This is a genomic window from Arthrobacter ipis, assembly GCF_014694315.1.
GTDB classification, from domain to species: domain Bacteria; phylum Actinomycetota; class Actinomycetes; order Actinomycetales; family Micrococcaceae; genus Arthrobacter; species Arthrobacter ipis.
Genome location: NZ_JAAOXD010000003.1, coordinates 590,976 through 614,208, shown reverse-complemented (window position 1 = coordinate 614,208; position 23,233 = coordinate 590,976). Strand labels below are relative to the sequence as shown.

The window sequence follows — 23,233 nt, the reverse complement described above, 5'->3', positions numbered from 1 at the left end:
CGGGCAACCGGTCAACGGGACCGGAGTTTTTGTGGCGCCAGTCGGGTCAGGCGACCACCACTCCCAGGTGGGCCGCCAGGAGCGGGGCCAGGAGTCCCAGCTGGTACTCGTCAATCACGACGCCGGCCAGGCTGCCCAGGCCGCTGATGCTCCTGAAGTCCGTGCCGCGCAGGTCGAAGTCCTTCAGCTTGGCGCCGGCCAGGTCCAGGCTTCCGATGGTGCAGTTATTCAGCGCCACCCGGGCGGCGGTTGCGGAACCCAGGTCCAGCTCACTGATGATGCAGTCACTGATCTGCACGTCCGCCAGGCGGGAGCCCCGCAGATTCAGGTAGTCCAGCTTGCCGCCGTCGATCCGCACCGACTGCCAGCCACTCTCATAGAGCTCTGCCGACCCCCACCTGGGGTTGCTGATGACGACGTCGTGCATGGTGGACCGGGCCAGGTTCAGGACGGGGGCAAAGGCCTCCTCGATGACGCAGTCCCGGAAGGTGGCACCGCGCAACTGGGCTTCGTTGAAGGAGACGCCGGCGAACTCGCATTCGGCGAAGGTGACGCCGCTGAGCTCCAGCCCGTCGGCGGCCGCACGACTGTACCGCATGCCGTCGTACCGCTCGGCACGGCGAAAGTCCGGCTCGTCGTCGTCCCGGAGGCCCTCCAGCCGGACCGGCGCCAGCCTCGGGGGCGTGATCTTCGACACCGCGCCCTGGCGGGGCTTGCCCGCCGACCTGCCCGCCACTACAGCTGCTCCGCTTTCGCTGCGATCTCGGCGAGGTCCTTCGCCAGGGCCTTTCGCGTCATGCTCATGCCCAGCCGCCCGAACAGGGCCAGCATCAGCCGGCTGAGCACGGTGGGCCGGAGAACCTCCGCACCGAAGGTCAGGGTGAGGTCGGTACCGCCGCCCCGCTCGATCAGCGTGAACCTGGACGTGTAGTCCGCCCCGCCCTGCAGCGCTTTGACCGTTGTGCTGCGTGGCGGATCCGCCTGGGACACCCACATCCCCACGGTTTCACGCCGGCCCATCATCGAGCGCGTCTCCTTCCAGCGGGTCCCTTCGCCGTACGGCCCCTCGCTGACCATCTGGATGGACTCGACGCCGGAAAGCGTGGCGGCGGACCCCGGAATGTCGGAGATCACCTGCCACACTTTCTCCGGAGTGGCGTTCACGTGCTGACTCAGGCTGATGCTGTGATCCATCCTTCGAGCCTAGCCGCGGGGCCGACATTTTTGGCCCACCGCTTGAAATAGTAAGCATGCTTCGTTTAGGCTGAAATGACTTTGTCAGATCAACCGGCAACGGAAGGTGGTTCCCACCATGGGTATCGGAGACAAGATCCAGAACGCTGCAGAGGACTTCGGCGGTAAGGCCAAGGAAGTGGCCGGCAACGCGACGGACAACGACCGCCTCAAGGCAGAGGGCCAGAAGGACCAGGTTGTCGCCGACGCCAAGAAGGTCGGCGAAGACGCCAAGGACGAATTCAAGCGGGATTAGTACGCCCCTGCTCAACAGCGACGCCGGACTCCCTTGGGGGGAGCCCGGCGTCGTCGTTTTTGCATGACGGCCGGCTGAAGCCCCGCAAAAACGGCCCGGCAAAGACGGACCCTGCAAGACTGCGGCCCGTGCAAGACTGGGCGCATGACGCAAGTAGACCTGGGCGGGGCAGGCACTGCCGCCGGCGGATCCAAGAACCTTCGCGGCTACCTCGCCACCCCTACCGGCCCGGGCCCCTTTCCCGGCGTCGTGATGATCCACGAGGCGTTCGGCCTCACCGACCAGATCCGCCGTCACGCCCACCGGCTGGCCGCGGCCGGCTACCTCACTCTCGCGGTGGACCTCTTCAGCGACGGCGGCCCGCGCCGCTGTCTGGTCGGCACCATGAAATCCATGATGACGGGCGAAGGGCGGGTCTTTGCCGACATCGCCGCCGCACGCTCATGGCTTCAGGCATCGCCCCTCTCCACCGGCCGGACGGGCGTCATCGGCTTCTGCATGGGCGGAGGGTTCGCGCTGCTGGCGGCCAACGACGGATTCGATGCCGCTTCAGTGAATTACGGCCGCCTCCCCCGCGACCTCGAGCCGGCACTTCGGGGTGCTTGCCCGCTCGTCGCGAACTACGGCGCGCAGGACCGCACCCTGCGGGGCGCCGCGGCCAGGCTGGAATCCGCACTGACCGCAGCGGGCGTTGAACACGACGTCAAAGAGTTCCCGGCGGCGGGGCACTCCTTCCTGAACGACCAGGAGGAAGGCCCGCGGGCACTGCGCCCGCTGGCGCGCGTAATGGGAATTGGCCCGGACCCGTCCGCCGCTCCGGAGGCATGGCGCCGGATCGAGGACCACTTCGCCCGGCACCTCAAGGAATCCCCACCGACTGCGGGCGCCTCCGAAGAGGAGGGCCCGCCGTCGTAATCAAAACAGAACCCTAGCTGAAGAGTTCGCTCTTCGGCTCGTTATTCTTGACCTTCTGCCAGCCGAGCCACAGAACCAGGGCGAAGAACGGAACGGTGGCAAGGGTCCACAGGCCGAGGTGGAAGACTTCGCCGGTCTTGCTGGTCATGGTGTCGAAGCCGATCAGCACCGTGATTGCGAGCAGGCCCACGAGCCCGGCCCAGCTGGTCCAGGGCGAACCCGGCATCGGCAGGCTCGAAACCTGGCCCTTGCGGTGCCGCAGCGCGATCTGGCTCGCGAAGATGGCGCCCCACGTGAAGATGACGCCGATGGACGCGGTGTTGAGCGCGAGGTCGAACGCGTGCGAGCCGCCCAGCCAGATGTTGAGCAGGATGCCCACCAGGTAGAACGCGGCGATGGCCAGGATCGCGGCGTACGGAACGTGGCGCCTGGACATCCGGGTGAGCCACTGCGGGGCATGCCCGTTGTTGGCCATGGTGCGGAACACGCGGCCGATCGAGTAGAGCCCCGAGTTGCAGGAGGACAGGGCCGCGGTGATGACCACCATGTTCATCACGTCGCCCACCCAGCCCAGGCCCATCTGGCCGAACACCGTGACGAACGGGGAGGTGCCTGCCTTGTACTGGTCGGACGGAAGAAGCATGGCCAGCAGGGTGACGGAACCGACGTAGAACACCACAATGCGGAGCACGACGGCGCGGATCGCCTTGGGCACTTCGCGTTCCGGATTCTGCATCTCACCGGCGGTGATGCCGACGAGCTCGATGCCGTTGTACGCGAAGATGACGGCGTTCAGGACCAGGACCATCACCAGGGCGCCCTTGGGGAACAGCCCGCCGTCGGCCGCGAAGAGGTTGGCGACCGAGGCGTGGCCGTCGCCCACCCTGGCGTTGGTGACCACCATGAACGTGCCCACGGCCAGGAAGATCAGGATGGCGCCCACCTTCAGGCAGGACGCCCAAAACTCGAATTCGCCGAACGCCTTGACGCTGAGCAGGTTGACCGCCACCAGCAGGGCCAGCGCGGCGATGGCGGAGGCTTCCACCGGTACGTTCGGGAAGAAGAACTGGAAGTAGAGGCCGATCGCGATGAGTTCCGCAATCCCGGTCATGCCCCAGTTGATGAAGTACATCCAGCCGGACAGGTAGGCGCCCTTCTTGCCGAACATTTCGCCGGAGTAGCTGACGAAGGAGCCGGAGGTCTGGCGGTACATGACGAGTTCACCGAGGGCGCGCATCAGCAGGTAGGCGATGACGCCGGCGATGGCGTAGGAGAAAATCAGCGCGGGACCGGTGGAGGCCAGGCGGCCGCCCGCGCCCATGAAGAGGCCGACGCCGATGGCGCCGCCCATGGCGATCATGGTGACGTGGCGCCGGCCCAGGGTCTTCTTGTAGCCCTCGGCGCTGAGGGTCGAGTCGACGGCGGCGGATGGAGCCGTCGGGCTCATAAGTTCTGTTGGGGTACTTTGAGGCACAACTGTTCCTTGTAGGTCGGGGGTTGCCTTGGATAGGGCACTGCCGGTTCCGGAACCTGGAGATTTTGTACAGATAATTCGACTTCATGCCCCTTGTGAGGACCGTATATGTACAAAAACTCGTGGAGCATCGAAGGTTCGCACGGCCTATCCATCGTACAAGATTCCCCGAGTGGTGCGTGACGGGGACAACATTTCCTGCTGGAGTGGGCGCCGGGCACGTTGCGGGCGGCGCCACCGGGGACATCGTCAGATGAGGGGCTCAAGCCGCCTGCGCAGGAGGCAGAACTCGTTGCCCTCGGGGTCGGACAGGACGTGCCACTGCTCGTCGCCGGTCTGCCCGACGTCGGCCCGACGGGCGCCGAGGGCGAGCAGCCGTTCGAGTTCGGCGCCCTGGTCGCGGTCGACCGGGTTGACGTCGATGTGCAGCGGGAGCTTTCCGGTCCGCGGGTTGCTGCTGGGGCTCAGGATGATGGTGGGCTGCAGGCCGCCGAACCCGGCGCCGGGCGGGCCGATCTCGATCGCACCGTTCTCCCGGTCGAGTTCGACGTAGCCGAGCACCTCGCTCCAGAACCGCGCGAGCAGTTCGGGGTCGGCGCAGTTGAGGACCAGTTCGCTGATACGGCAAGCCATGAAGTTCAGTGTACGGAGGCGCCTGGCGGGAAGGCAGCACATAATCGGACCCGCGGGATGCCGTCTCTAACCCGTGGGGACGCCGCCTCTAATTCGAATGGAGAAAAGGCTCCCGGCGGGGGCCTGTTGGGGCTACTCTGAGCACCATGGCCGGGGATCCGTTCCGGGCCATGGCACCGCACCGTCTCATGCGGCGCCGGCACTTGCGCCATTTGTTCAGGGGGAACTATGAGAAAGAGAGCTCTACTGCTGCCGGCTGCCTTGCTGCTGGCAGCCTCGGGGTGTTCCGGCGGGGGCACTGGCCCCTCGGAACCAAGCCCCAGCGCATCACCAGCCAGTACGACGCCGGCGTCCCAGCCGCCGTCGGAATCCTCACCACCCACTACGGCCCCTGTCCTCCCTACCGATGTGTCCACATCGCTGAACGCCCTCGACGCCTTGCAGGAGCACACCTGCGCGGCCGGTGCGGACGGTCAGTGGACGTTCAAGGGAACCCTGGTCAACTCCTCGGACAAAGCCAAGACCTACACCGTGGCCATCGCGGTCACCGTTGGCGCTGCAGTCCAGGGCCACACCCTGATTACGGAAACCATCCAGGCAGGGAAAACGGCTCAGGTTTCCGCGGAGAACTTCGCCAAAACCACGGGCCAGGCCGGCACGTGCGAACCCGTTGTCTCGGTGGAGGACGCTTCGTGAAAAAACCAATATTTGCGGCCGCCCTGCTCCTGAGCCTGGTGGCCGGGTCCCTAGCGTCCTCGCCCGCCCTCGCGGTTGATCCCACCCCTCCATCGCCGGTGCAGACAACCGACACTTCCGCTCCCGCAGCCGAAACAACAGGCACCACGGCGGAGGTGACTGACCCGGGGACGGAGCCCCCTACCGAACCTGCACCTGCTCCGGTGCCGGAGCCGGTTACTGACCCGGCAACGGAAGCGGTACCTGACCCGGCCACAGATCCGGTGACGGACCCCACGGCCCCGGAGCCGCCGTCGGACCCGTCCGTAACTGACCCCGCTGTGACCGATCCCGCGCCCGACCCCGAGCCCGAATTCACCACGAGCGGGGCTATCGGAAGTAAGTACGCCTCGATGGGCGGCACCAGCGGGCTCCTTGGTGCCCCGACCGCTGCCATGGTGTGCGCAGCAGGACTCTGCCGGCAGCACTTCGAGCACGGATGGATTTTCTGGACAGCACCGACCGGAGCCCACCCGGTACTGGCGGACTCCGGCCGAACCGGCCCCGCCTGGCATGCAGGCGGAGGGTTGGCCACCTTTGGCTTCCCGACGCAGGACGAAACCACCGTTGGAGCAGGAACAATCCAACGGTTCTCGACTGGTCGGATCCTCACGTGGACTGCACGCGGGGGGACAATCCAGATCTGGTCCAAGGGGGCCATCGGGGTCCGCTGGGTTGCACGCGGCGGCGAATATGGTCTGGGCCTTCCGACTGCCAAGGAAACCTGCGGTCTCCGCAACGGCGGCTGCTACCAACTTTTCACCGGCGGGGCCATCTACTGGAGCCCGTCCACCGGGGCCCATATTGTCCGTGGCGGCATCGCCTCACGTTGGGCGAGCAGCGGCAGCCAGAACGGGTTTTTGGGATATCCCCGGGCCACCCAGGTCTGCGGACAGCGCGCCGGTGGCTGTCTGCAGAGCTTTCAGGGCGGAACCATTTACTGGTCACCGGCGACCGGAGCCTGGACTGTGAAGGGCGCAATAGGCGGAAGGTACAGCGCTTCCGGTGCCCACCGCGGCTCGCTGGGCTACCCGGTGGCCCTGGAAGCCTGCGGACAGCCGGCCAGCGGATGCCTCCAGCGGTTCCAGTTCGGAACCATCTACTGGTCGCCCGCCACGGGGGCGTGGTCATCCAGGGGAGCGATCGGCAGCAGATATGCCGCTGCCGGCGCCCACCGAGGCTCCCTGGGATATCCAACTGCAGACCTCCGCTGCCTGGGCGCTGGGTGTGCCCAGTCGTTCCAGCGCGGATTCATCAGTTGGACGGCCGCGGCCGGCAGCCGCGTTTACCCGGTCACCGAATGCCAAAAACTGAACAACGGAAGATCCAAGTTCTCCGCATACGGGGCCAACCGGGTGCTGCTGACATTCACCCAGGGCTACGGACAGTCACGGGCCACGAACCTGTACTGCGTCCGGATCGCCGGCATGTACCTCCCGGACTGGAAGACGGACGGATATGTGGGCGCCTCCGGTTTCAAGGCACCGGGTGTCCCCTCCGGTCCCACCCGCTACCTGTACTCCCCCACGGGCTCGTTCTCGGTGACGGAAGCCTTCGGGCTGGGCAACCCGGGAACCAGACTCCCCTACCGCACACTGAACCCCCGGTCCCGCTGGGGCGGGAACCCGTGGACCGCGACGTACAACAAGTACTTCGAGTCCTCGTCGTGGGTGGGCTGGGACGAGAACATGTGGTACTTCGCCACCCGCGCCACGCATGACTACCGTCAGGGCGTGGTGATCAATTACAACCGGCCCAACATCGTCCAGGACGCAGGCTTCGCCATCTTCCTGCACATGAACAAGGTCCCGACCGCTGGCTGCATCTCGCTGGATGACTGGGCAGTGGTGGACTACATCCGGAAATCCAGCCCAGGTGACCGGATCATCATGGGGACGTACAGCGCCCTGTTCCGGTAAGCACTCTTGTAGAGGCAGGAACCAACTCGGTTTATGAATCCAGGCCCCGCGGCACACCCGCGGGGCCTGGATTTTTTTACGGGCAGGCGGAGGTTCAGGCGGGCAGCGCCACCTTTTCCAGCGTGCCCTCCGCCATCGTGTACCTGAGCCACGTGCCCGGCGTACCTTCGCCGGTCCGCCCGCGGGACCTGTCCGCGCAGCCGTCGAACCATTCGCCCAGGGCCCGGTCATGGCTGACCATCACAACGGTTCCGCTGAAGTCCGCGAGCGCCGATTCCAGCTCCTCCACGAGCACGGGAGCCAGGTGGTTCGTGGGCTCGTCGAGGAGCATGACCTCGTTATGGCCGAGCAGTAGCCGGGCGAGCGACAGCCGGCGCTGCTGGCCGGCGGAAAGGGCACCCACCGGAACATGGAACTCGCTGGTGCGGAAGAGGCCCAGCCGCAGCAGCGCCTCGGCGTGGTCGTCGATGTTCCCGCCCAGCCCGGCAGCAAACGCCGGCAGCAGCCGCAGGGATGGATGCTCGGGCAGCTCCAGCTCCTGCGGCAGGTAACCGATCCGTCCGTGCCGCAGCACCTGTCCCGCGGCCGGCTCGAGGGTGCCGGCCAGAACGGAAAGCAGCGTGGACTTCCCGGCGCCGTTGGGACCGGTGATGAGGATCTTCTGTCCGCGCTCCACACGGAACTCGGGCACATCCAGCCGGCCAGGCACCCGGGTGTTGCGGGCGTGCAGGACCCGGTCGGCCGCGTCCCGCGGTCCACCGGCGCCGTTCAGCCCGGCGTCGAGCTTCAGCCGTTCCGGCGGGCGCTCCACCGGGTTGTCCTCAAGGCGGCGCAGTCGTTCCTGCGCATTGCGGATCTTGCTGGCAGCGGCGCGCTGCCAGGTGCCCGTCTTGAAGTCGAAGCCCGCTTTGTCGTTGTCCCGCCGGCGGGCATAGCCCATCCGTCCGGATACCGTGTCCGCCTGCCGCCGTTCCGAGGCCATGGCGTCGAGCCAGCCGTGGTACTGCTGTACCCAGCGCTGGCGTTCGGCGCGCTTCTCCTTCAGGTAGCCGTCGTAGCCGTTGCCGTAGCGGTTCACCGTGCGGCGCTCGGCGTCCACCTCGATGACGGCTGCGGCGACCTTCCGCAGGAGCACGCGGTCGTGGGAGACCACCACCACGGCTCCCCGGTGTGCCGCGAGGCGGCCCTCGAGCCAGGCAGTGCCGCCGGCGTCCAGGTGGTTTGTGGGCTCATCCAGGAGCAGGATGTCCGCGGGGTCGGCCAGCAAGCACGCCAGCGCGACGCGCTCCTGCTCCCCGCCTGACAGCGACCCCAGTGCCCGGCCGCGGTCCACCCCGCCCAGGCCCAGCCGGTCCAATGCCGCCTCCACACGGGACTCCGCGGCGTAGCCCTCGCGCAGCTGGTACTGGGTCTGCAGGTTCCCGTACGCCTCGAGTTCGTTTGGCCCGGCCGCAGCCAGACCGGCTTCCAGCCGTTCCAGCTCGGATTCCATTTCCCGGAGCGCGAGGAGTGCATTGTCGATCGCGTCCGCCACGGTCAGCCGGACGGGCAGCCCCGACGTCTGTGCCAGGTATCCCACCCGGCCGTGCCGCCGGACCGTGCCGTCTGCCGGCGCCTCGATTCCCGCCAGGATCCGCAGCAGGGTGGACTTGCCCGCACCGTTCTCACCCACGACGGCGGCATGCTCCCCAGCCGCGATCGCCAGTTCGACGCCGGTGAAGAGTTCGCGGTCCCCGTAGCCGTGGGCGACGCCGGACAGGTGGAGCTGTTCGGTGCGGAAATTTGGTTCAGTCATGGGAAGTCCTCGCAGTCCAAAGTGCGGCCCCGGAGCTGGGAGCTCTACGGGGCCTGGTCTAGGGCCATGTCGACGCCGGGGGATGCCGGCGTCGGGGTCTAGGACTTCATGGGTCAAGCCTGCCCGCCGGCGGGCGGCCCCGTCAAGGTTCGCCGGCGCTGGCGCACTACGCTGCAAGTGCGAACGGACAGTTGAGGCCCCAATGGGCCATCCGCGCGGGGCCGCAACTGTCCGCTCGCGCGGGGGTTGGCGCACTACGCTGGAACCATGGTGAATACCAGACGCATGCTCCCGACTCCGCGGCCGGATCTCTACCGGTTTTCGCCGCTGGACCTCACCGCCGTGGGGCTTTATGTCGCCGTCGCGGCCTTCTTCGCGCTGGCCGGGGAACTGATCCTGCCGCTGCTGCGCGAGCTGGCCCCGACGCCGGCCGTCGCGTCCTATGGCGTGAACCTCCTCTTCTACGGCGGCGTCGGCGCCCTGGCGCTGTTTGCCGCCCACGGGGTGGTGTCCCGGGACCTCAAAGTGCTTGGTACGCGGCCATGGTTCACGCTCGCGATGGTTCCGTTGGCCGTCGTCGCCATGATGATTGTCACCGCGATCCTGGTGGCCGTGGGCGGGACCACCGAGACGTCCGCCAACCAGGCCGGGCTGCAGGCGCTCATGCGGCAGGTGCCGGCTTGGCTCATGGTGCCGCTGATCGTTGTGGTGGGCCCGTTCGTCGAGGAGTACGTGTTCCGGCACCTGCTGATCGGGAAACTGAGCCGGCGGGTCAACATCTGGATCTGCTGCGGTCTGTCCGTGGTCCTTTTCGCCGCCCTGCACATCGTGGGCCAGGAGGCGGTCACCCTCCCCGCGCTCATGCCGTACCTGGCCATGGGGGCCACACTGGTTTTCGTCTATGTGTGGACGGGGAGGAACCTGATGTTTTCCTACTTCGTCCATGCCACCAAGAACCTGCTCGCTGTGGTCTTTTTGTACACCATCCCGCCGGAACTCCTGGACCAGCTGCAGCGGGCCCAGAGCTAGAATCGCCCGCCCCCTGGAAGGCCAGGCCCCTATCCGGAGGCGGCGCCGTCGTCGTAGTTTGGTGCCATGGGACTCAACATTCAGATCGCCATCGACTGCAAGCACCCGCATGACCTCGCCGACTGGTGGGCCGAAACGCTGGACTGGTCAGTGGAGCCGCAGGATGAGGGCTTCATCCGGTCCATGATCAGCCAGGGCTTCGCGACGGACGACCAGACCATGACGCACAACGGCAAGCTCGTGTGGAAGGACGGCGCGGCGATCCGGCCCACCGAGGAACTCGACGCCAAGGCGCCCGCCCGGCGGCTGCTTTTCCAGACCGTACCCGAGCAGAAGACCATCAAGAACCGGGTGCACTGGGACGTCAGGCTCGACGGCCGTGACAAGGACGATGTCCGCGCCGAGCTTGAGGCCCGCGGCGCCACCTTCCTCTGGACTGCCAGCCAGGGGCCCCACGAATGGCACACCATGGCGGACCCCGAGGGCAACGAGTTCTGCATCAGCTGAGCCGATTACTAGACTTGGACGGTGAGCAACGAATTCCCCGCCAAGGTATCCGACGTCTTTGACCCGTCCCGCTGGCGCACCGTGTCCGGCTTTGACGACTTCCAGGACCTGACCTACCACCGTCAGGTGGAGCGGTCCGATGACGGCACCGTGGTACGGGACCTGCCCACCGTCCGCATCGCGTTCAACAGGCCGGAGGTCCGCAACGCCTTCCGCCCGGGGACCGTCGACGAGCTCTACCGAGCCATGGACCATGCACGGATGACGCCGGACGTGGCCACCGTGCTGCTTACCGGCAACGGCCCCTCCCCCAAGGACGGCGGGCACTCGTTCTGCTCCGGCGGGGACCAGCGGATCCGGGGACGGGACGGCTACCGCTATGCCGACGGCGAGACCCAGGAAACCATCGACCCGGCCCGCGCCGGGCGGCTCCACATTCTGGAAGTCCAGCGGCTCATGCGGACCATGCCCAAGGTGGTCATCGCCGTCGTCAACGGCTGGGCAGCCGGCGGCGGGCACTCGCTGCACGTGGTCTCCGACCTGACCATCGCTTCGCGCCAGTTCGGAAAGTTCAAGCAGACCGACGCCACGGTGGGCAGTTTCGACGCCGGCTACGGCTCGGCGCTGCTGGCCCGGCAGATCGGCCAGAAGGCCGCCCGGGAGATCTTCTTCCTTGCCCGTGAATATTCCGCGGAGGACATGGTTCGGATGGGGGCCGTGAACGAGGCCGTTGACCACGAACGGCTGGAGGAGGTGGCACTGGAGTACGCCGCGGACATCGCCCGGCAGTCCCCGCAGGCCATCCGGATGCTCAAGTTCGCCTTCAACCTCGCCGACGACGGCCTGGCCGGCCAGCAGGTGTTCGCCGGTGAAGCCACGCGGCTGGCGTACATGACGGATGAGGCCGTGGAGGGCAAGGAAGCCTTCCTGCAAAAGCGCGACCCCGACTGGTCCCGGTTCCCGCACTACTTCTAAGCCCGCACTCGTCGGAAGGCACCCCATGCTCCCCAGGCCCGCGCACCTCATGCCCGCACAACGCAGGCGCACGCAGTGAATATCGAGCCGGCCCTCAAGGCGCTGGCGGCCGCCCTCCACGGTGAGGGTCCCGCCGTCGAACTCTCCGCCGGGTCTGACGGCGATCCGGTGGTGACGCCCGTCCCGACCCCCGGGTTCGAGGACGCCGTCGCCGTGGTGCGCACGTCCGGGTCCACCGGGACGCCCAAGGCGACGGTCCTGACGGTGGATGCGCTGGCGGCGTCGTCGATGGCCACCGCCTTCGCGCTTAAGGGCGAGGGCCAGTGGCTGCTGGCCCTGCCGCTGCAGTACGTCGCCGGCGTGCAGGTGCTGGTCCGGTCGCTGTTCGCCGGCACCCGGCCCTGGGCCATGGACCTGTCCGGGGGCTTCACGGCCGAGGGCTTCACCGCGGCCGCGCTGGAGCTGACGGACAACATCCGCTTCACGTCGCTGGTGCCCACCCAACTGCAGCGCCTGCTCGCCAGCCCGTCGGCGGACACGCTCGCCGTGCTGCGCCGCTTCAACGGCATCCTGCTCGGCGGCGCCCCGGCCTCCGCGGAGCTCCTCGAGTCCGCTCGCGAAGCCGGCCTCCGGGTGGTCACCACCTATGGGGCGGCGGAAACCTGCGGCGGCTGCGTGTACGACGGCTATCCGCTCGAGGGCGTGGCCCTGCGGCTCGCCGAAGACGGCCGGATCCACCTCGGCGGGGCCACCCTCGCGGCCGGCTACCTGGGCGCGCCGCGGCAGACCGCCGAGGCCTTCGTTGAGGAGGACGGCGGCCGCTGGTACCGGACCAACGACCTCGGCACCCTCGATGCCGATGGCAGGCTCACCGTGCTGGGCCGCGCCGACGACGTCATCATCACCGGCGGCGTCAAGGTCTCCGCCGCACACGTGCAGGCGGAGCTGGAAAAGTCCGACGGCGTGACCGCGGCTTTTGTTGCCGGCGTCGAGTCCGCAAAATGGGGCCAGGCCGTGGCGGCCTATGTCGCCGTCGCCGGAACCGCGTCCGGGGCCGATGGCGCCGGACCGGATGGCGCTGGACGGGACGGTACGGCGTGGGCCGAGGAATGGCACCGCACGCTCGGACTGCTGGCGCCCAAGACCGTCCTTCCGGCCGGTGAACTGATCATGCTGCCCAACGGCAAGCCGGACCGGCTGGCCATGATTGAACGGCTGAACGCACTCCATCAGGGAAAATAGAGTAGTCCTGCCGCGCCGCTGCGGCTTGCGTGTGCCCAGCGCACGCCCATGCTTTTTTGAACGCATCACCGACCCAACGCGAGGTACTTACCGTGGCAACAGCCGCACAATGGATCCAAGGCGCCCGGCTCCGCACGCTGCCGGCCGCGATCGCCCCTATCCTGATCGGCTCGGCGGCGGCCTACGAGATGGCTTCCTTCCGACCGCTCAATGCGGTTCTGGCGGTCCTCGTGGCGCTGCTGCTGCAGATCGGCGTCAACTACGCCAACGATTACTCGGACGGGATCCGCGGGACTGACGAGAACCGGGTGGGGCCGCTGCGTCTGGTCGGTTCCGGTGCCGCCCGCCCCGAGCACGTGAAGTATGCGGCGTTCGGCGCCTTCGGCCTGGCGATGCTCGTGGGGCTGGTGCTGGTCATCATCACCCAGACATGGTGGCTGCTGCTGGTGGGTGTGGGCTGCGTGATGGCGGCATGGGGCTACACCGGCGGTAAGAACCCTTACGGCTACATGGGTCTGGGCGACGTTTTCGTGTTTGTCTTCTTCGGCCTCGTGGCCACCCTCGGCACCACCTACACACAGGCCGGGCAGATCGGCCTGCCTGCCGTGATTGGCGCCATCGGCACGGGGCTGATCGCGTGCGCCCTGCTCATGGCCAACAATGTGCGGGACATCCCATCGGACATCGAGGCCGGGAAGAAAACCCTGGCGGTGCGGCTGGGAGACAAGCACGCCCGCGAGAGCTACGTGCTGATGCTGGCCGTGGCCATCCTGCTCGTGGTGATCCTTGCGCCCACGCGGCCGTGGATGCTGATCGTGCTGCTCCTGATCCCGGCCTGCCTGATGCCGGCCTGGCTGATGATCAACGGGCGGAAGCGCAAGAGCCTCATCCCGGTCCTGAAGCAGACGGGCCTCATCAACCTCGGCTACGCCGTGCTGTTCTCACTGGGACTCGTGCTGAGCAGCGGACTGTAAGCCTGGGCGTCTCGCTGCAGGCTAGGCGCCCTCGCCGCGGGGTTCGCGGTTCTTTGCGTCGTTGCGGATGGTGACGTCCGGGTGCGTGTCGACGAGGCGGTCCTCGGCCTGGGCATCGTCCACCTCACCGGCGGTGCGGATGGGCTGGGCGCGGCCGGAGAAGCGGGCATGCAGGGACGCCGTTGCCGCATCGCGCTGCTTCTGGAAGAAGAGGTAGCTGATGGCGAAGGAAATCAGCCCAGCGCAGATGACGGCCAGGAACCACCCAAGCTGCAGGAAGACGAACAGCACAAACAGGGGCAGGAAGATTGCGAACCGGATCAGGGAGTATTTCAGAAAAGCCACTATCCAAGTTTAGCCGTCCTGCCTGAACGGGGCGTGCCGGTAGCGTTGGTGCTATGTTTCCCCTTGCTCAGGCCGTCTCCGGGTACGTGGCCTGGTGCAGGTCGGGTGTCACCTGGGACTGCCGTTCGGCGTTTTGCTGGCGCATTACTGTGGGCATACTGTAATCTCCGCCGGGGCACACGGCGGCTAGACTGATTGCATGCCTCGTGTCGCCATTGCAGTCGCCATACTCGCCCTCTACGTCTACGGACTGGTGGACGTTATCCGGACTGATGGACGTCTCACGCGCGGGTTCTCCAAAACAACCTGGATCATCATGGTTGCGCTCCTGCCGCTCATCGGCGCGGCGCTGTGGTTCCTGATCGGCCGCCCCCGCGCATCGGCTGTGGCCCAGCCCGTCTACCAGCAGCACCCCACCGCCCCCGACGACGACCCCGACTTCCTGCGGAACCTCGAGCAGCGCCGCCGCCAGGCCGAGGCGGAACGGCTCCGCAAGCTGAGGGATGACGCCCGGAAGAACCAGGCCGACGGCGGCCCCCACCGCTCGGGCAGCGCGGGCACGGGAACGACGGGTGCTGCCGCTCCGGGCACCACCAGCGGCGGTTCGGATGCCGGCGGCCCGGCTGCGGGTGAACCGGGTCCGCGCAAGCCTGGGGCAGCAGGCGAGGCCAACGCCGAAGGCAACCCCGAGGCGAAGTAGCCGCGCCCTGCGCGTCACGGCACCAGCGCCCCCTTCACTGTGCCGTTTTGCCCGCTCGATTTACCAAAAGTGGCCGCCCCGCCGCGTCGACTTACCAAGAGTGGCCGCTTCCGCCGCACGCTGAGCGGCCTCCCCGCAGCGTCGACTAACCAAAAGCGGCCGCTTCCCCGCGATTTACCAAAAGTGGCCACCCAGCAGCGATTTACCAAAAGTGGCCGCCCCGCCGCGTCGACTTGCCAAAAGCGGCCGCCCAGCAGCGCGCTGAGCGGCCCTTTTGGTAAATCAGCGAAGCAGGTCATCGCCCACTGTTCCTCCACATCGGGCCTAAATTGTGGACAACGGAACGCAGGCACACTTCGGGCAGCAGAATGCTCCTATGCCGCGTCCACGCCCCCTTCCTCCCGCCCTGCAGGCACAGCCGTTCACCATCCGCCAGGCCACAGATGCCGGGCTTACCCGCAGGCGTACCCGCGCCCTCGACCTGGCGAGCCCCTGCCACGGCGTACGTGCCCCGGCTGCCGTGGAGATTACCCTCCTCATCCGCGCGCGCGGGCTTGCACTCGCCACCGGGGCCGTCGTTAGCCACCTTTCCGCGGCGGCGCTCTGGGGTTTCCCGTTGCCCCTGCGTTTCGAGGATCACAACATAATCCACCTGACCAGCCGGGACGGCGCCAGGGCTGTGCGGCGGAAGAAGGTCCGCGGCCACCGGCTTCCGCTCGCGGAGGATGAAATCTCTGACGGCCGTTACGTTGCGTGCACGTCGCCGCTTCGGACCTGGTTGGACCTGGCCGGCATCCTCACACTGCAAGAGCTGGTCATCGCCGGCGACTTCCTTCTGCGCCGCAAGGCACCCCTCTCCACGGCGCAAGCATTGGACGCTTTCCTCGCAGAGAAGAAGGGCCGGACTGGCTACACCAAGGCATTGAAGGCCAGGGCCCTCATCCGCGCGAACACCGATTCACCGAAGGAGACAGAGCTGCGGCTTCTGCTGACAGCCGCGGGACTCCCCGAACCAGGCATCAACGTTCCCATGTTCGACGAGACCGGAGGCTGGATCCAGGACCCCGACATGTCCTACGACGAGTTCAAGATTGCCATCCAGTACGACGGCGCCCACCACGCCACCCCGGCCCAGCGGAGAAGTGACATCTACCGTGACGAAAATGCACGTGGACTCGGCTGGCTCGTCTTGGTTCTAACGCAGTTGGACCTGGACCCTTTGATTCCCGGCATGGAGCCAAGCGCCGTCACCAAGGTGCGGAGGGCCCTAACGAGCCGTGGGTGGAAGTCAGCGCGCTAGTCGGCCGCGCTCCCCGGGCGTCAGGCACACGCGCACCCAGAACGCTTCCAGCAGTCCGCGCCTGCACCGTTTTGCCAAAAAAGGCCGCCCAGCAGCAAGCTGAGCGGCCCTTTCGGGTAATCAACGAGCCCAAGCGGCCCGTTTTGGTAAGTCGAAGACGCCTGCAGAGCGAGGCCCCGCCGAAGGAGGCCGCAGAACGCCCTAAAGCCCCGAGTACGAGTGCAGGCCGTTGAAGAACTGGTTCACGATGGTGAAGTTGAAGACCACGCAGAGGTAGCCCACGATGGACAGCCAGGCCGCGCGAGTCCCCGTCCAGCCTCGGGTGGCACGGGCGTGCAGGTAGCCGGCGTAGACCACCCAGATCACGAAGGTCCACACTTCCTTGGTGTCCCAGCCCCAGAAGCGTCCCCAGGCTTTCTCGGCCCAGATCGCACCGAACATGAGAGTGAACGTCCAGCCGATGAAGGCGATCGCGTTGATGCGGTAGGACAGGTTCTCGAGGCTCAGCGCGGACGGCACCAGGCGCATGAACCCCAGCTTGTCGTCGCCGCCGGCCGCAATGGTCCGCTGCCGGTGCGACTGGACCAGCTGCAGCGCGGACATGGCAAAGGTCAGGGTGAACAGCGCCGAGGACATCACTGCGATCGAGACGTGGATGATCAGCCAGTAGCTCTGCAGCGCGGGCACCAGGTGGCCGACGGGCGTCCAGAACGCAACGGACGCGGCCACCAGCATGATGACCACCAGGCCCACCACGAACGTGCCGAGGAAGCGCAGGTCGCGGCGGATCAGCACCACGAGGAACACAGCCGCGGCCACGAAAGCGCCGGTGGTGAGGAACTCGTACATATTGCCCCACGGCACACGGCCGGCGCCGACAGCGCGGGTCAGCACGGCGGCGGCGTGGATCGCGGCGCCCAGGACGGTCAGAGCCACGGCCACGCGTGCGGGGGCCCGGCGTTCGCCGTAGCGCATGCTGTCGTCGGCAGTTTGTCCGGCGCCGTTCGCGGTGGAGACGTACGACGACGGCCGCTCGGCACGGTCTGCCGGTCCGGACAGGCGGCCCCCACCGCTGCCCGCGGGCCGCGACGTGGCTGCTGCTGCGGACGCGCCCGCAGCCACCGGAACCTTGGCGGAAGAATCCGCCGACGCACCTGCAGCCGCAGCCTTGAGGTCAATTGCCTTCAGGGACTTGCTGCTCCTCGCCAGGTCCCACGCGAACGCGATGAAGGCGACGGTGTAGGTGCCGGCCGCCAGCAGCATGAAGAGCTCGCTGTACTGGCCCATGGTCTCGTTGATGGGAAACATTACTGGTCCTTCTTTGGCTCAGGCGAGCCGGCTGATGAGGAGTTGGAAGGTGCTGTTTCGGGGTTGTCGGCGTCCAGGTTCCATTGGCCCGCCAGGAGGCTGCGCACCGCTGCGGCCTCGCCGGCCAGCCGGTGGTCCTCGCCGCGGGCCAGGAGGCCGTACTCCACCATGGTCCGGCCGTCCTCGTGGGTGCCGGTGCGCACCCAGACGCGGCGGCGGTTGACGTAAAGCGAAACGATGAGGCCGGCCACGGCAAGCAGCGCGAAGGTCAGCGCGGAAAGCTGCCCGGGGTTGTGGTGGATGTCCACGCCCACGTACTTCTTCACGCCGTCGAACGTGATGGACCCCTTGCCTTCGGGCAATGTGTAGGTGTTGCCCGGCGCGAGCGTGATGCCACCCGCCGCAGCCTTGCGGCTGTTGAGCTCCTTGAGGCCCTTGACGTCAAGCTCAAACACGTTCTGCGGCGCGCCCTTGTCCAGGCCGAGGTCGCCGTAGTACGAGTTCAGGCTCAGCTGCGGGTTGATGAGGTCCGGGTCGCCGCTGAAGGAGATGCCCTGCTCAGTCACGAACGCTGTCGGCAGGAAGAAGCCGGCGAAGCCCAGCTGGTCGGGCTTCGCGTCGGGCACCTTGATCACCACGGAGGAGTAGTAGTTCTCGCCCTGCAGCTTGGCCACCACGGGACCCTGCATGGCCACGTTGCCCTTGCCGTCACGGACCGTGACCACCGGGGCGTAGCCGTTGCCCGTCAGGTAGATGCTGGTGCCGCCCAGGGTGACGGGGTCGTTGACCTTAAGGACTTCCTTCTTGGCCGGCGCCCCGGGGTTTTCCTTAGTGGTGACGTCCGCCGTGAAGTCGATGGGCTGGCCGAACTTGCCTTGCGATTCGCGGTCGAACGTGGCCTGGAACTTGTCCAGCTGGATCGAGTAGGGCTGGAGCTGGCCGCTCTGGAAGTTGGTGCCGGGCGTGAACTGGTCGTAGCCCACCAGGGTGTTCACGAAGGTGTCGCCCTCCACGAGGATCCGCTGGCCGCTGTAGCCGAAGAGCCCCCCGACGGCCACGGACACCAGCACGCCGATCAGCGAGGTGTGGAAGACCAGGTTTCCCACTTCCTTCAGGAAGCCCCGCTCGGCCCCCAAAGACGGCCGCGCGCCGTCGTCGTGCCTGACCTCAACGCGGTACCCGCGTTTCTTCAGCAGCGCCGCCGCATCCTCAATGGCGTCCGACGCCGGGATCCCGGCGTCCGCCGGCACCACCAGGGTGCCGTACTCGGGCAGGCGGGAGAGCCGCTTCGGCGTGCGCGGCGGCTGCGAACGCATGGCCTTGTAGTGGGCGATGGCGCGGGGCACCACGCAGCCGATCAGCGAGATGAACAGCAGGATGTAGATGGCCGAGAACCAGGCCGAGGAGTAGACGTCGTACAGCTGCACCGAGTCCAGCAGCTTGCCGTAGTCGGGGTGGTCCTTAATGTACTGCGTTACCACGGAGGGGTTGGCCGGCCGCTGCGGGAACAGCGATCCGGGCACAGCGGCCACCGCCAGCAGCAGGAGGAGGAACAGCGCGGTGCGCATGCTGGTCAGCTGGGTCCAGGCCCAGCGGAGCATGCCCACGATGCCCAGGGACGGGAGGGCGGCCCCGGTCTTGGCGGCCTTCACGGCGTCCTTGGGCGGGCCATTATGGGCGGGCCCGGGCTGCGGGGCCTCCTCGGCCGGGGATTTCTCGGTTGACTTCACACGCTCGCTCATCAGATCGGCAACTTCACATCGGTTTGGAACCAGTACTGCAACTCGGTGACCCAGGTTCCCCACAGACCCGTGGCCATCAGGATGCCCAGGACAATCAGGACTCCACCGCCGGTGCGCTGGATGGCCAGCCGGTGCTTGCGGAAGAAGGACATCACTCCCGCGCCGCGGCGCACCGCCAGGGCAATCAGCAGGAACGGGATGCCCAGCCCAAGGCTATAGACGAAGGCCAGGAATGCACCCTTCGCGGCGGAGGAGCCGCCAGAGAGGCTCAGGAGCTGGACGGCTGAATAGGTGGGGCCGATGCAGGGCGCCCAGCCGAGGCCGAACGTGATTCCCAGCAGCGGCGCACCCCAGAGGCCTGCCGGCGGTTTCGCGTGAATCTTGGCGTCGCGCTGGAACCAGGAGAAGCCGCCCATGAACACCACGCCCATGAGGATCACCAGGACGCCGAGGACTTGCGTAACCCAGGCGTTCTGCCTGCCCGAGATCAGCGAGCCCAGTTGTCCGAACGCGCCGCCGAGCAGCACGAAGATCACCGAGAAGCCGAGCACGAACAGGCCAATGCCGGCGAGCATGCGGCCACGCTTCTGCTTCTGCAGGTCCACACCGGTGAGGCCCGTGACGTAGCCCAGGTATCCGGGCACCAGCGGGAGCACGCACGGCGAGAGGAAGGACACGAGTCCGGCCAGCAGCGCCACGGGGATGGCGAGCAGCAGCGAACCGTTCAGGATGGCTTCGGCGAAGGGGCTGTTCACGGGAGGTTACTCTGCCACGGCGGACTGGATGAGAGCTTTGAGTGTGCCCTTCTCGATCTCCCCCAGAACACGCGACGCCACCCGGCCCTGCTTGTCCACCACGAGCGTCGTGGGGACGGCGCCCGGGGGCACCAAACCGGACACAGCCAGCAGCACGCTGCCGTCCTTGTCGTCGAAGCTCGGGTAGGTAAGGCCGAAGGTCTTATCGAAGGCGTCGGCTGTGGCCTTCTCATCACGCAGGTTCACGCCGAAGAACTGGACGCCCTTGGTCCTGAACTCCTGGTGGAGGGCCTCCAAGGACGGCGCTTCCACCCGGCAGGGCGCGCAACCGGCGAACCAGAAGTTCAGCACGGTGACCTTGCCCAGGAAGTCCTTGGGCGCAACGGCGGTGCCGTTGAAGAGGGTGCCCTGGATTTGGATGCCGGACTTGCGCTCCGCTGCGGCGAATTCCGTCACGGAGCCGTCGCCCGCCACGTAGTTCTTGTTGTCCCCTGCCTTGGCCTGTTTGGCCAAGGCGTCCTCCTGGGCGCAGGCGGACAGGCCCAGCGTGATCGCCGTGAGGGCCAGGCCGCCGGCGGCGAGGACGCTGCGGCGGGAACTTTTGGGTGTTTCAGTCATAGCTTAGGCTCCGGGGGTGCTCGAGGCACCGGGAAGAAGGGCGGCGGCAGGTTCGCTGTACTCCACGCGCAGCAGCGCGCCATCGTCGCCGAAAACCAGGGAGGTGAGGGAGGTCAGGGTGCATTCGCGTTTCCGCGGATCGTGCCACAGCGGCTTGCCCTCGGCGCTGAGCCGCGTGGCCCAGATCGGGAGCTGGTGGCAGACCAGGATTGCCTCGGCACCGTCGCCGCCAAGCTCGACGGCCTTGGCGCGCGCTTCCTGGACGGCCTCGGTCACGCGGGCTGCCTGCTGCTTGTAGGGCTCGCCCCACGAGGGCCGGAAAGGGTTGATCAGGTGCGGCCAGTGCTTGGGTTTGCGCAGCTCGGCTTTGGTGACCTTCAGCCCTTCGAAGTAGTTTTCCGCCTCGATGATGCGGCCGTCTGTGTGGATGTCCAACCCGAGAGCTTCCGAGGTGGGCTGGGCGGTCTCTTGGGCGCGGGTGAGCGGCGACGCCACCAGGTACACGATGTTGGCGCCCTGGGAAACGCGCTCGCGGAAGTGCTCGGCGAGCGTCTGCGCCATCTGCCGGCCAAGTTCGGAGAGGTGGAATTCAGGCAGCCTGCCGTACAGGACACCTTCGGGGTTATGGACCTCGCCGTGGCGGAGCAAATGGACAGTGGCTTGGGGCATGTCTACCAGTTTCTCAAAGGGCAGGGGTAATGACGAAATCTTCTACACCTAGTAGAACTCAGAAATTTTTCAAAAAGTTCCCTGGCGGTGGAATAAAAGATGCAAATGCATGTTTATACTGGATGCAGCAGTTAGTTGAGAGTTCAACAAAAGCTCAACGATCACCGATTGACCTACTGATACAAGGAGAAGCACCATGGCACTTTCCACCGAACTCACCCGCGGCACCTGGACCCTCGACAACTCCCACAGCGAGATCGCCTTCACCGTCCGCCACGCCGGCATCAGCAAGGTCCGCGGCCAGTTCAAGGACGCCGCCGCAACCCTGGACCTCGCCGACGACGTGACGGCCACCAAGGTCGAGGCCACCATCCAGACCGCCAGCTTCGACTCCGGCGACGCCAACCGCGACGGCCACGTCCGCGGCGAGGACTTCTTCGACGTCGAGAAGTTCCCGGTGATCACCTTCGTCTCCAACGGCCTCGTTGCCAACGGCGACAGCTACGAACTCCAGGGCGACCTGACCATCAAGGGTGTCACCCGCCCCGTTTCCCTCGAGACCGAATTCAACGGCGTTGCAGTTGATCCCTTCGGCAACACCCGCGCCGGTGTTTCCGCCGAGACCACCATCAGCCGCAAGGACTTCGGCCTGACCTGGAACGCCGTGCTGGAAGCCGGCGGCGTCCTGGTCAGCGACAAGGTTGCCATCAACCTGGAACTGGCCTTCATCGCACCTGCAGCGTAGGTTTCAGGCAGGTCCGGCAGCCACGATTAGTGGCTACGAAACGCCCCGTCCGCGGACTCTCCGCAGGCGGGGCGTTCGGCGTTCAGGAACTTCGGCGAGGCTCTGCCGGCTGGCGGCTTCTCCGGCCTCTTCGACGTGACGGAATTGCCCGCAGAGCTCAAGGTGTCCTACTGGATCTGGGTGATCGGCGGGCTGCTGGGGCTGCTCGGCGGTGCGATCGGCGGCACGGGGCCGCCCCTGATCGACGCCCGACGACGCTTCCCGGCAACGCCGCCGATCTTCAAGGCGGAGAATCCCCTGCCGGCAGCGTTTCCGCAGGTTGGCCCGCCTTTGGAATACCTCTCCGGAATGATCCACCGCGTACCCGCCGAGGGGTACGGTGGGAAGTGAACCATGCTGGGGAGGGCAGGCGTCTGAACCGGTAGCCGATTCAGAACGTCACTACGCAAAGGACCGCTCATGAGCAATCCTCCAGTCCCGCACTCCAATGACCCCGGCTCCAACGAGCCCAACGACGGTTCCCAGCCAGGCAACGGACAGCCCCGCTACGGTCAGGACGCGCCCCAATACGGGCAGGGCACCCCGCAGTACGGAGAGAATGCTCCGCAGTATGGACAGGGCGGACAAGGCGCTCCCCAGTACGGAGAGAATGCTCCGCAGTATGGCAAGAACTCGCCACAGTACGGACAGGGCGGACAAGGCGCACCGCAGTACGGACAGCCCCAGTATGGCCAGAATTCGCCGCAGTATGGGCAGTCGCCGTCCGGCCAGAGTCCTTACGGCCAGTCCCCCTACGGGCAGTACCCCTCGGAACAGTCGCAGGCAGCCACCGGCGCCGGCGTCCCGAAGCTCGTGAATTATTCCTTCTGGATGATCATCGCCGCCGGGGTCCTGTCGATCCTGTCCATCCTGATCACGATTCCCACCCTGGATGACCCGGCAAAGCGGAGCCAGTTCGAGGAGCAGCTGCGCGGCAGCGGTCAGAACATCGCGTTCGAGGACGTCAAGGGCTTCATCATCGGAACCATGGTGGTCTTTGCCCTGATCGGCGCCGGCCTCTACGCGCTGGTGGCATTCAACATCCGGAAGGGCAAGAACTGGGCCCGCATTCTGGGCACTGTCTTTGCCGCTCTTTCCCTGTTCAGCCTCTTCCCGGCCGGCCTGAACACCCTGGTGGGCCTCCTCGGCATCGCCGCGATCATCATGTTGTACCTGCCGGGGGCGGCACCGTACTTCCAGAAGCCGCAGCCGTTCGCCAATCCCTACTCGCAGCCGGGCGGCCCGTACGGCCGCTAGGCAAAGCGAACACTGCTAGCTACTGGCAAGCCGCTAGGCACCCGCAAAGCAACAAGTCTTACCGCCAA

Annotated in this window: 25 protein-coding genes; 14 read left to right on the top strand and 11 right to left on the bottom strand. The window is 66.7% G+C overall.

The genetic code is table 11. The features are described 5' to 3' along the window. Positions 1-46: 46 nt before the first annotated feature. Both G9E11_RS09895 and G9E11_RS09890 read right to left on the bottom strand, forming a co-directional pair. Positions 47-736, bottom strand: coding sequence for a pentapeptide repeat-containing protein (locus tag G9E11_RS09895; RefSeq protein ID WP_190605182.1), 690 nt, complete (start codon positions 734-736; stop codon positions 47-49). Then, positions 736-1,194 (bottom strand): SRPBCC family protein, encoded by a 459-nt coding sequence (locus G9E11_RS09890; RefSeq protein WP_190605179.1) that lies wholly within the window; start codon positions 1,192-1,194, stop codon positions 736-738. Before G9E11_RS09890 ends, G9E11_RS09895 begins: the two co-directional genes overlap by 1 nt. Before the next feature lie 118 nt (positions 1,195-1,312). Here G9E11_RS09890 and G9E11_RS09885 point away from each other — a divergent pair, with 118 nt between their 5' ends. Continuing rightward, positions 1,313-1,489 carry a CsbD family protein gene (locus tag G9E11_RS09885; RefSeq protein WP_190605177.1) on the top strand — a complete coding sequence of 59 codons (177 nt, stop codon included), beginning with the start codon at positions 1,313-1,315 and terminating at the stop codon, positions 1,487-1,489. A gap of 144 nt (positions 1,490-1,633) precedes the next feature. Then, positions 1,634-2,404, top strand: coding sequence for a dienelactone hydrolase family protein (locus G9E11_RS09880; RefSeq protein ID WP_190605175.1), 771 nt, complete (start codon positions 1,634-1,636; stop codon positions 2,402-2,404). Positions 2,405-2,417: 13 nt separating this feature from the next. On the opposite strand, the gene G9E11_RS09875 is transcribed toward G9E11_RS09880, so the two are convergent. Beyond that, the gene (locus G9E11_RS09875) at positions 2,418-3,878 is read right to left on the bottom strand and encodes an amino acid permease (protein WP_190605173.1); all 1,461 of its coding nucleotides are present in this window, start codon (positions 3,876-3,878) and stop codon (positions 2,418-2,420) included. A gap of 249 nt (positions 3,879-4,127) precedes the next feature. After that, positions 4,128-4,511, bottom strand: coding sequence for a VOC family protein (locus G9E11_RS09870; RefSeq protein ID WP_190605171.1), 384 nt, complete (start codon positions 4,509-4,511; stop codon positions 4,128-4,130). Positions 4,512-4,919: 408 nt separating this feature from the next. Between G9E11_RS09870 and G9E11_RS09865 the strand changes: the two genes are divergently transcribed. Next, positions 4,920-5,207: a hypothetical protein gene (locus G9E11_RS09865; RefSeq protein WP_190605169.1), complete on the top strand. Its 288-nt coding sequence runs from the start codon at positions 4,920-4,922 to the stop codon at positions 5,205-5,207. Further along, positions 5,204-7,165, top strand: coding sequence for a hypothetical protein (locus G9E11_RS09860; RefSeq protein WP_190605167.1), 1,962 nt, complete (start codon positions 5,204-5,206; stop codon positions 7,163-7,165). Before G9E11_RS09865 ends, G9E11_RS09860 begins: the two co-directional genes overlap by 4 nt. A 94-nt stretch (positions 7,166-7,259) precedes the next feature. Here the strand turns inward: G9E11_RS09860 and G9E11_RS09855 are convergent, their stop codons facing one another. Continuing rightward, positions 7,260-8,960, bottom strand: a complete 1,701-nt coding sequence (locus tag G9E11_RS09855) for an ABC-F family ATP-binding cassette domain-containing protein (protein ID WP_190605165.1) — start codon at positions 8,958-8,960, stop codon at positions 7,260-7,262. Between the two features lie 267 nt (positions 8,961-9,227). Between G9E11_RS09855 and G9E11_RS09850 the strand changes: the two genes are divergently transcribed. The 5 genes from G9E11_RS09850 to G9E11_RS09830 all read left to right on the top strand — a co-directional run bounded on the left by G9E11_RS09850 (position 9,228) and on the right by G9E11_RS09830 (position 13,687). Next, positions 9,228-9,989: a CPBP family intramembrane glutamic endopeptidase gene (locus tag G9E11_RS09850; protein WP_246468841.1), complete on the top strand. Its 762-nt coding sequence runs from the start codon at positions 9,228-9,230 to the stop codon at positions 9,987-9,989. Positions 9,990-10,055: 66 nt separating this feature from the next. Continuing rightward, entirely contained in the window at positions 10,056-10,496 is a 441-nt protein-coding gene (locus G9E11_RS09845; RefSeq protein ID WP_190605163.1) for a VOC family protein, read from the top strand. 21 nt (positions 10,497-10,517) lie between these two features. Further along, positions 10,518-11,471, top strand: a complete 954-nt coding sequence (locus tag G9E11_RS09840; protein ID WP_190605161.1) for a 1,4-dihydroxy-2-naphthoyl-CoA synthase — start codon at positions 10,518-10,520, stop codon at positions 11,469-11,471. Positions 11,472-11,546: 75 nt separating this feature from the next. Further along, positions 11,547-12,713 (top strand): AMP-binding protein, encoded by a 1,167-nt coding sequence (locus tag G9E11_RS09835; protein WP_190605159.1) that lies wholly within the window; start codon positions 11,547-11,549, stop codon positions 12,711-12,713. A 92-nt stretch (positions 12,714-12,805) separates the two neighbouring features. Continuing rightward, on the top strand, positions 12,806-13,687 hold the full coding sequence (locus G9E11_RS09830; RefSeq protein ID WP_190605157.1) for a 1,4-dihydroxy-2-naphthoate polyprenyltransferase: 882 nt from the start codon (positions 12,806-12,808) through the stop codon (positions 13,685-13,687). A 21-nt stretch (positions 13,688-13,708) separates the two neighbouring features. Here the strand turns inward: G9E11_RS09830 and G9E11_RS09825 are convergent, their stop codons facing one another. Next, positions 13,709-14,032: a DUF4229 domain-containing protein gene (locus G9E11_RS09825; RefSeq protein ID WP_190605155.1), complete on the bottom strand. Its 324-nt coding sequence runs from the start codon at positions 14,030-14,032 to the stop codon at positions 13,709-13,711. Positions 14,033-14,231: 199 nt separating this feature from the next. On the opposite strand from G9E11_RS09825, the gene G9E11_RS09820 reads away from it, so the two are divergent. Further along, positions 14,232-14,732 carry a PLD nuclease N-terminal domain-containing protein gene (locus G9E11_RS09820; protein WP_190605154.1) on the top strand — a complete coding sequence of 167 codons (501 nt, stop codon included), beginning with the start codon at positions 14,232-14,234 and terminating at the stop codon, positions 14,730-14,732. A gap of 376 nt (positions 14,733-15,108) precedes the next feature. Then, complete coding sequence (locus G9E11_RS09815; protein ID WP_190605152.1) at positions 15,109-16,032, top strand: hypothetical protein; 924 nt, start codon at positions 15,109-15,111, stop codon at positions 16,030-16,032. 201 nt (positions 16,033-16,233) lie between these two features. On the opposite strand, the gene ccsB is transcribed toward G9E11_RS09815, so the two are convergent. The 5 genes from ccsB to G9E11_RS09790 are packed head-to-tail and all read right to left on the bottom strand — an operon-like array spanning position 16,234 to position 21,124. After that, a complete protein-coding gene (ccsB, locus tag G9E11_RS09810; protein WP_190605150.1) occupies positions 16,234-17,340 on the bottom strand; it encodes a c-type cytochrome biogenesis protein CcsB in 1,107 nt (368 codons plus the stop codon). Continuing rightward, positions 17,340-19,082, bottom strand: a complete 1,743-nt coding sequence (gene resB / locus G9E11_RS09805; protein WP_190605148.1) for a cytochrome c biogenesis protein ResB — start codon at positions 19,080-19,082, stop codon at positions 17,340-17,342. The genes ccsB and resB overlap by 1 nt, the downstream gene beginning before the upstream one ends. Next, positions 19,082-19,837 (bottom strand): cytochrome c biogenesis CcdA family protein, encoded by a 756-nt coding sequence (locus G9E11_RS09800; RefSeq protein ID WP_190605146.1) that lies wholly within the window; start codon positions 19,835-19,837, stop codon positions 19,082-19,084. Before G9E11_RS09800 ends, resB begins: the two co-directional genes overlap by 1 nt. 6 nt (positions 19,838-19,843) lie before the next feature. Continuing rightward, entirely contained in the window at positions 19,844-20,455 is a 612-nt protein-coding gene (locus G9E11_RS09795) for a TlpA family protein disulfide reductase (protein ID WP_190605144.1), read from the bottom strand. A gap of 3 nt (positions 20,456-20,458) precedes the next feature. Then, the gene (locus G9E11_RS09790; protein WP_190605142.1) at positions 20,459-21,124 is read right to left on the bottom strand and encodes a histidine phosphatase family protein; all 666 of its coding nucleotides are present in this window, start codon (positions 21,122-21,124) and stop codon (positions 20,459-20,461) included. 196 nt (positions 21,125-21,320) lie between these two features. Here G9E11_RS09790 and G9E11_RS09785 point away from each other — a divergent pair, with 196 nt between their 5' ends. The 3 genes from G9E11_RS09785 to G9E11_RS09775 all read left to right on the top strand — a co-directional run bounded on the left by G9E11_RS09785 (position 21,321) and on the right by G9E11_RS09775 (position 23,165). Further along, positions 21,321-21,869 carry a YceI family protein gene (locus tag G9E11_RS09785; RefSeq protein ID WP_190605140.1) on the top strand — a complete coding sequence of 183 codons (549 nt, stop codon included), beginning with the start codon at positions 21,321-21,323 and terminating at the stop codon, positions 21,867-21,869. Positions 21,870-22,004: 135 nt separating this feature from the next. Then, entirely contained in the window at positions 22,005-22,259 is a 255-nt protein-coding gene (locus G9E11_RS09780) for a hypothetical protein (RefSeq protein WP_190605138.1), read from the top strand. Between the two features lie 69 nt (positions 22,260-22,328). Then, a complete protein-coding gene (locus tag G9E11_RS09775; protein WP_190605136.1) occupies positions 22,329-23,165 on the top strand; it encodes an MFS transporter in 837 nt (278 codons plus the stop codon). Positions 23,166-23,233 lie beyond the last annotated feature (68 nt).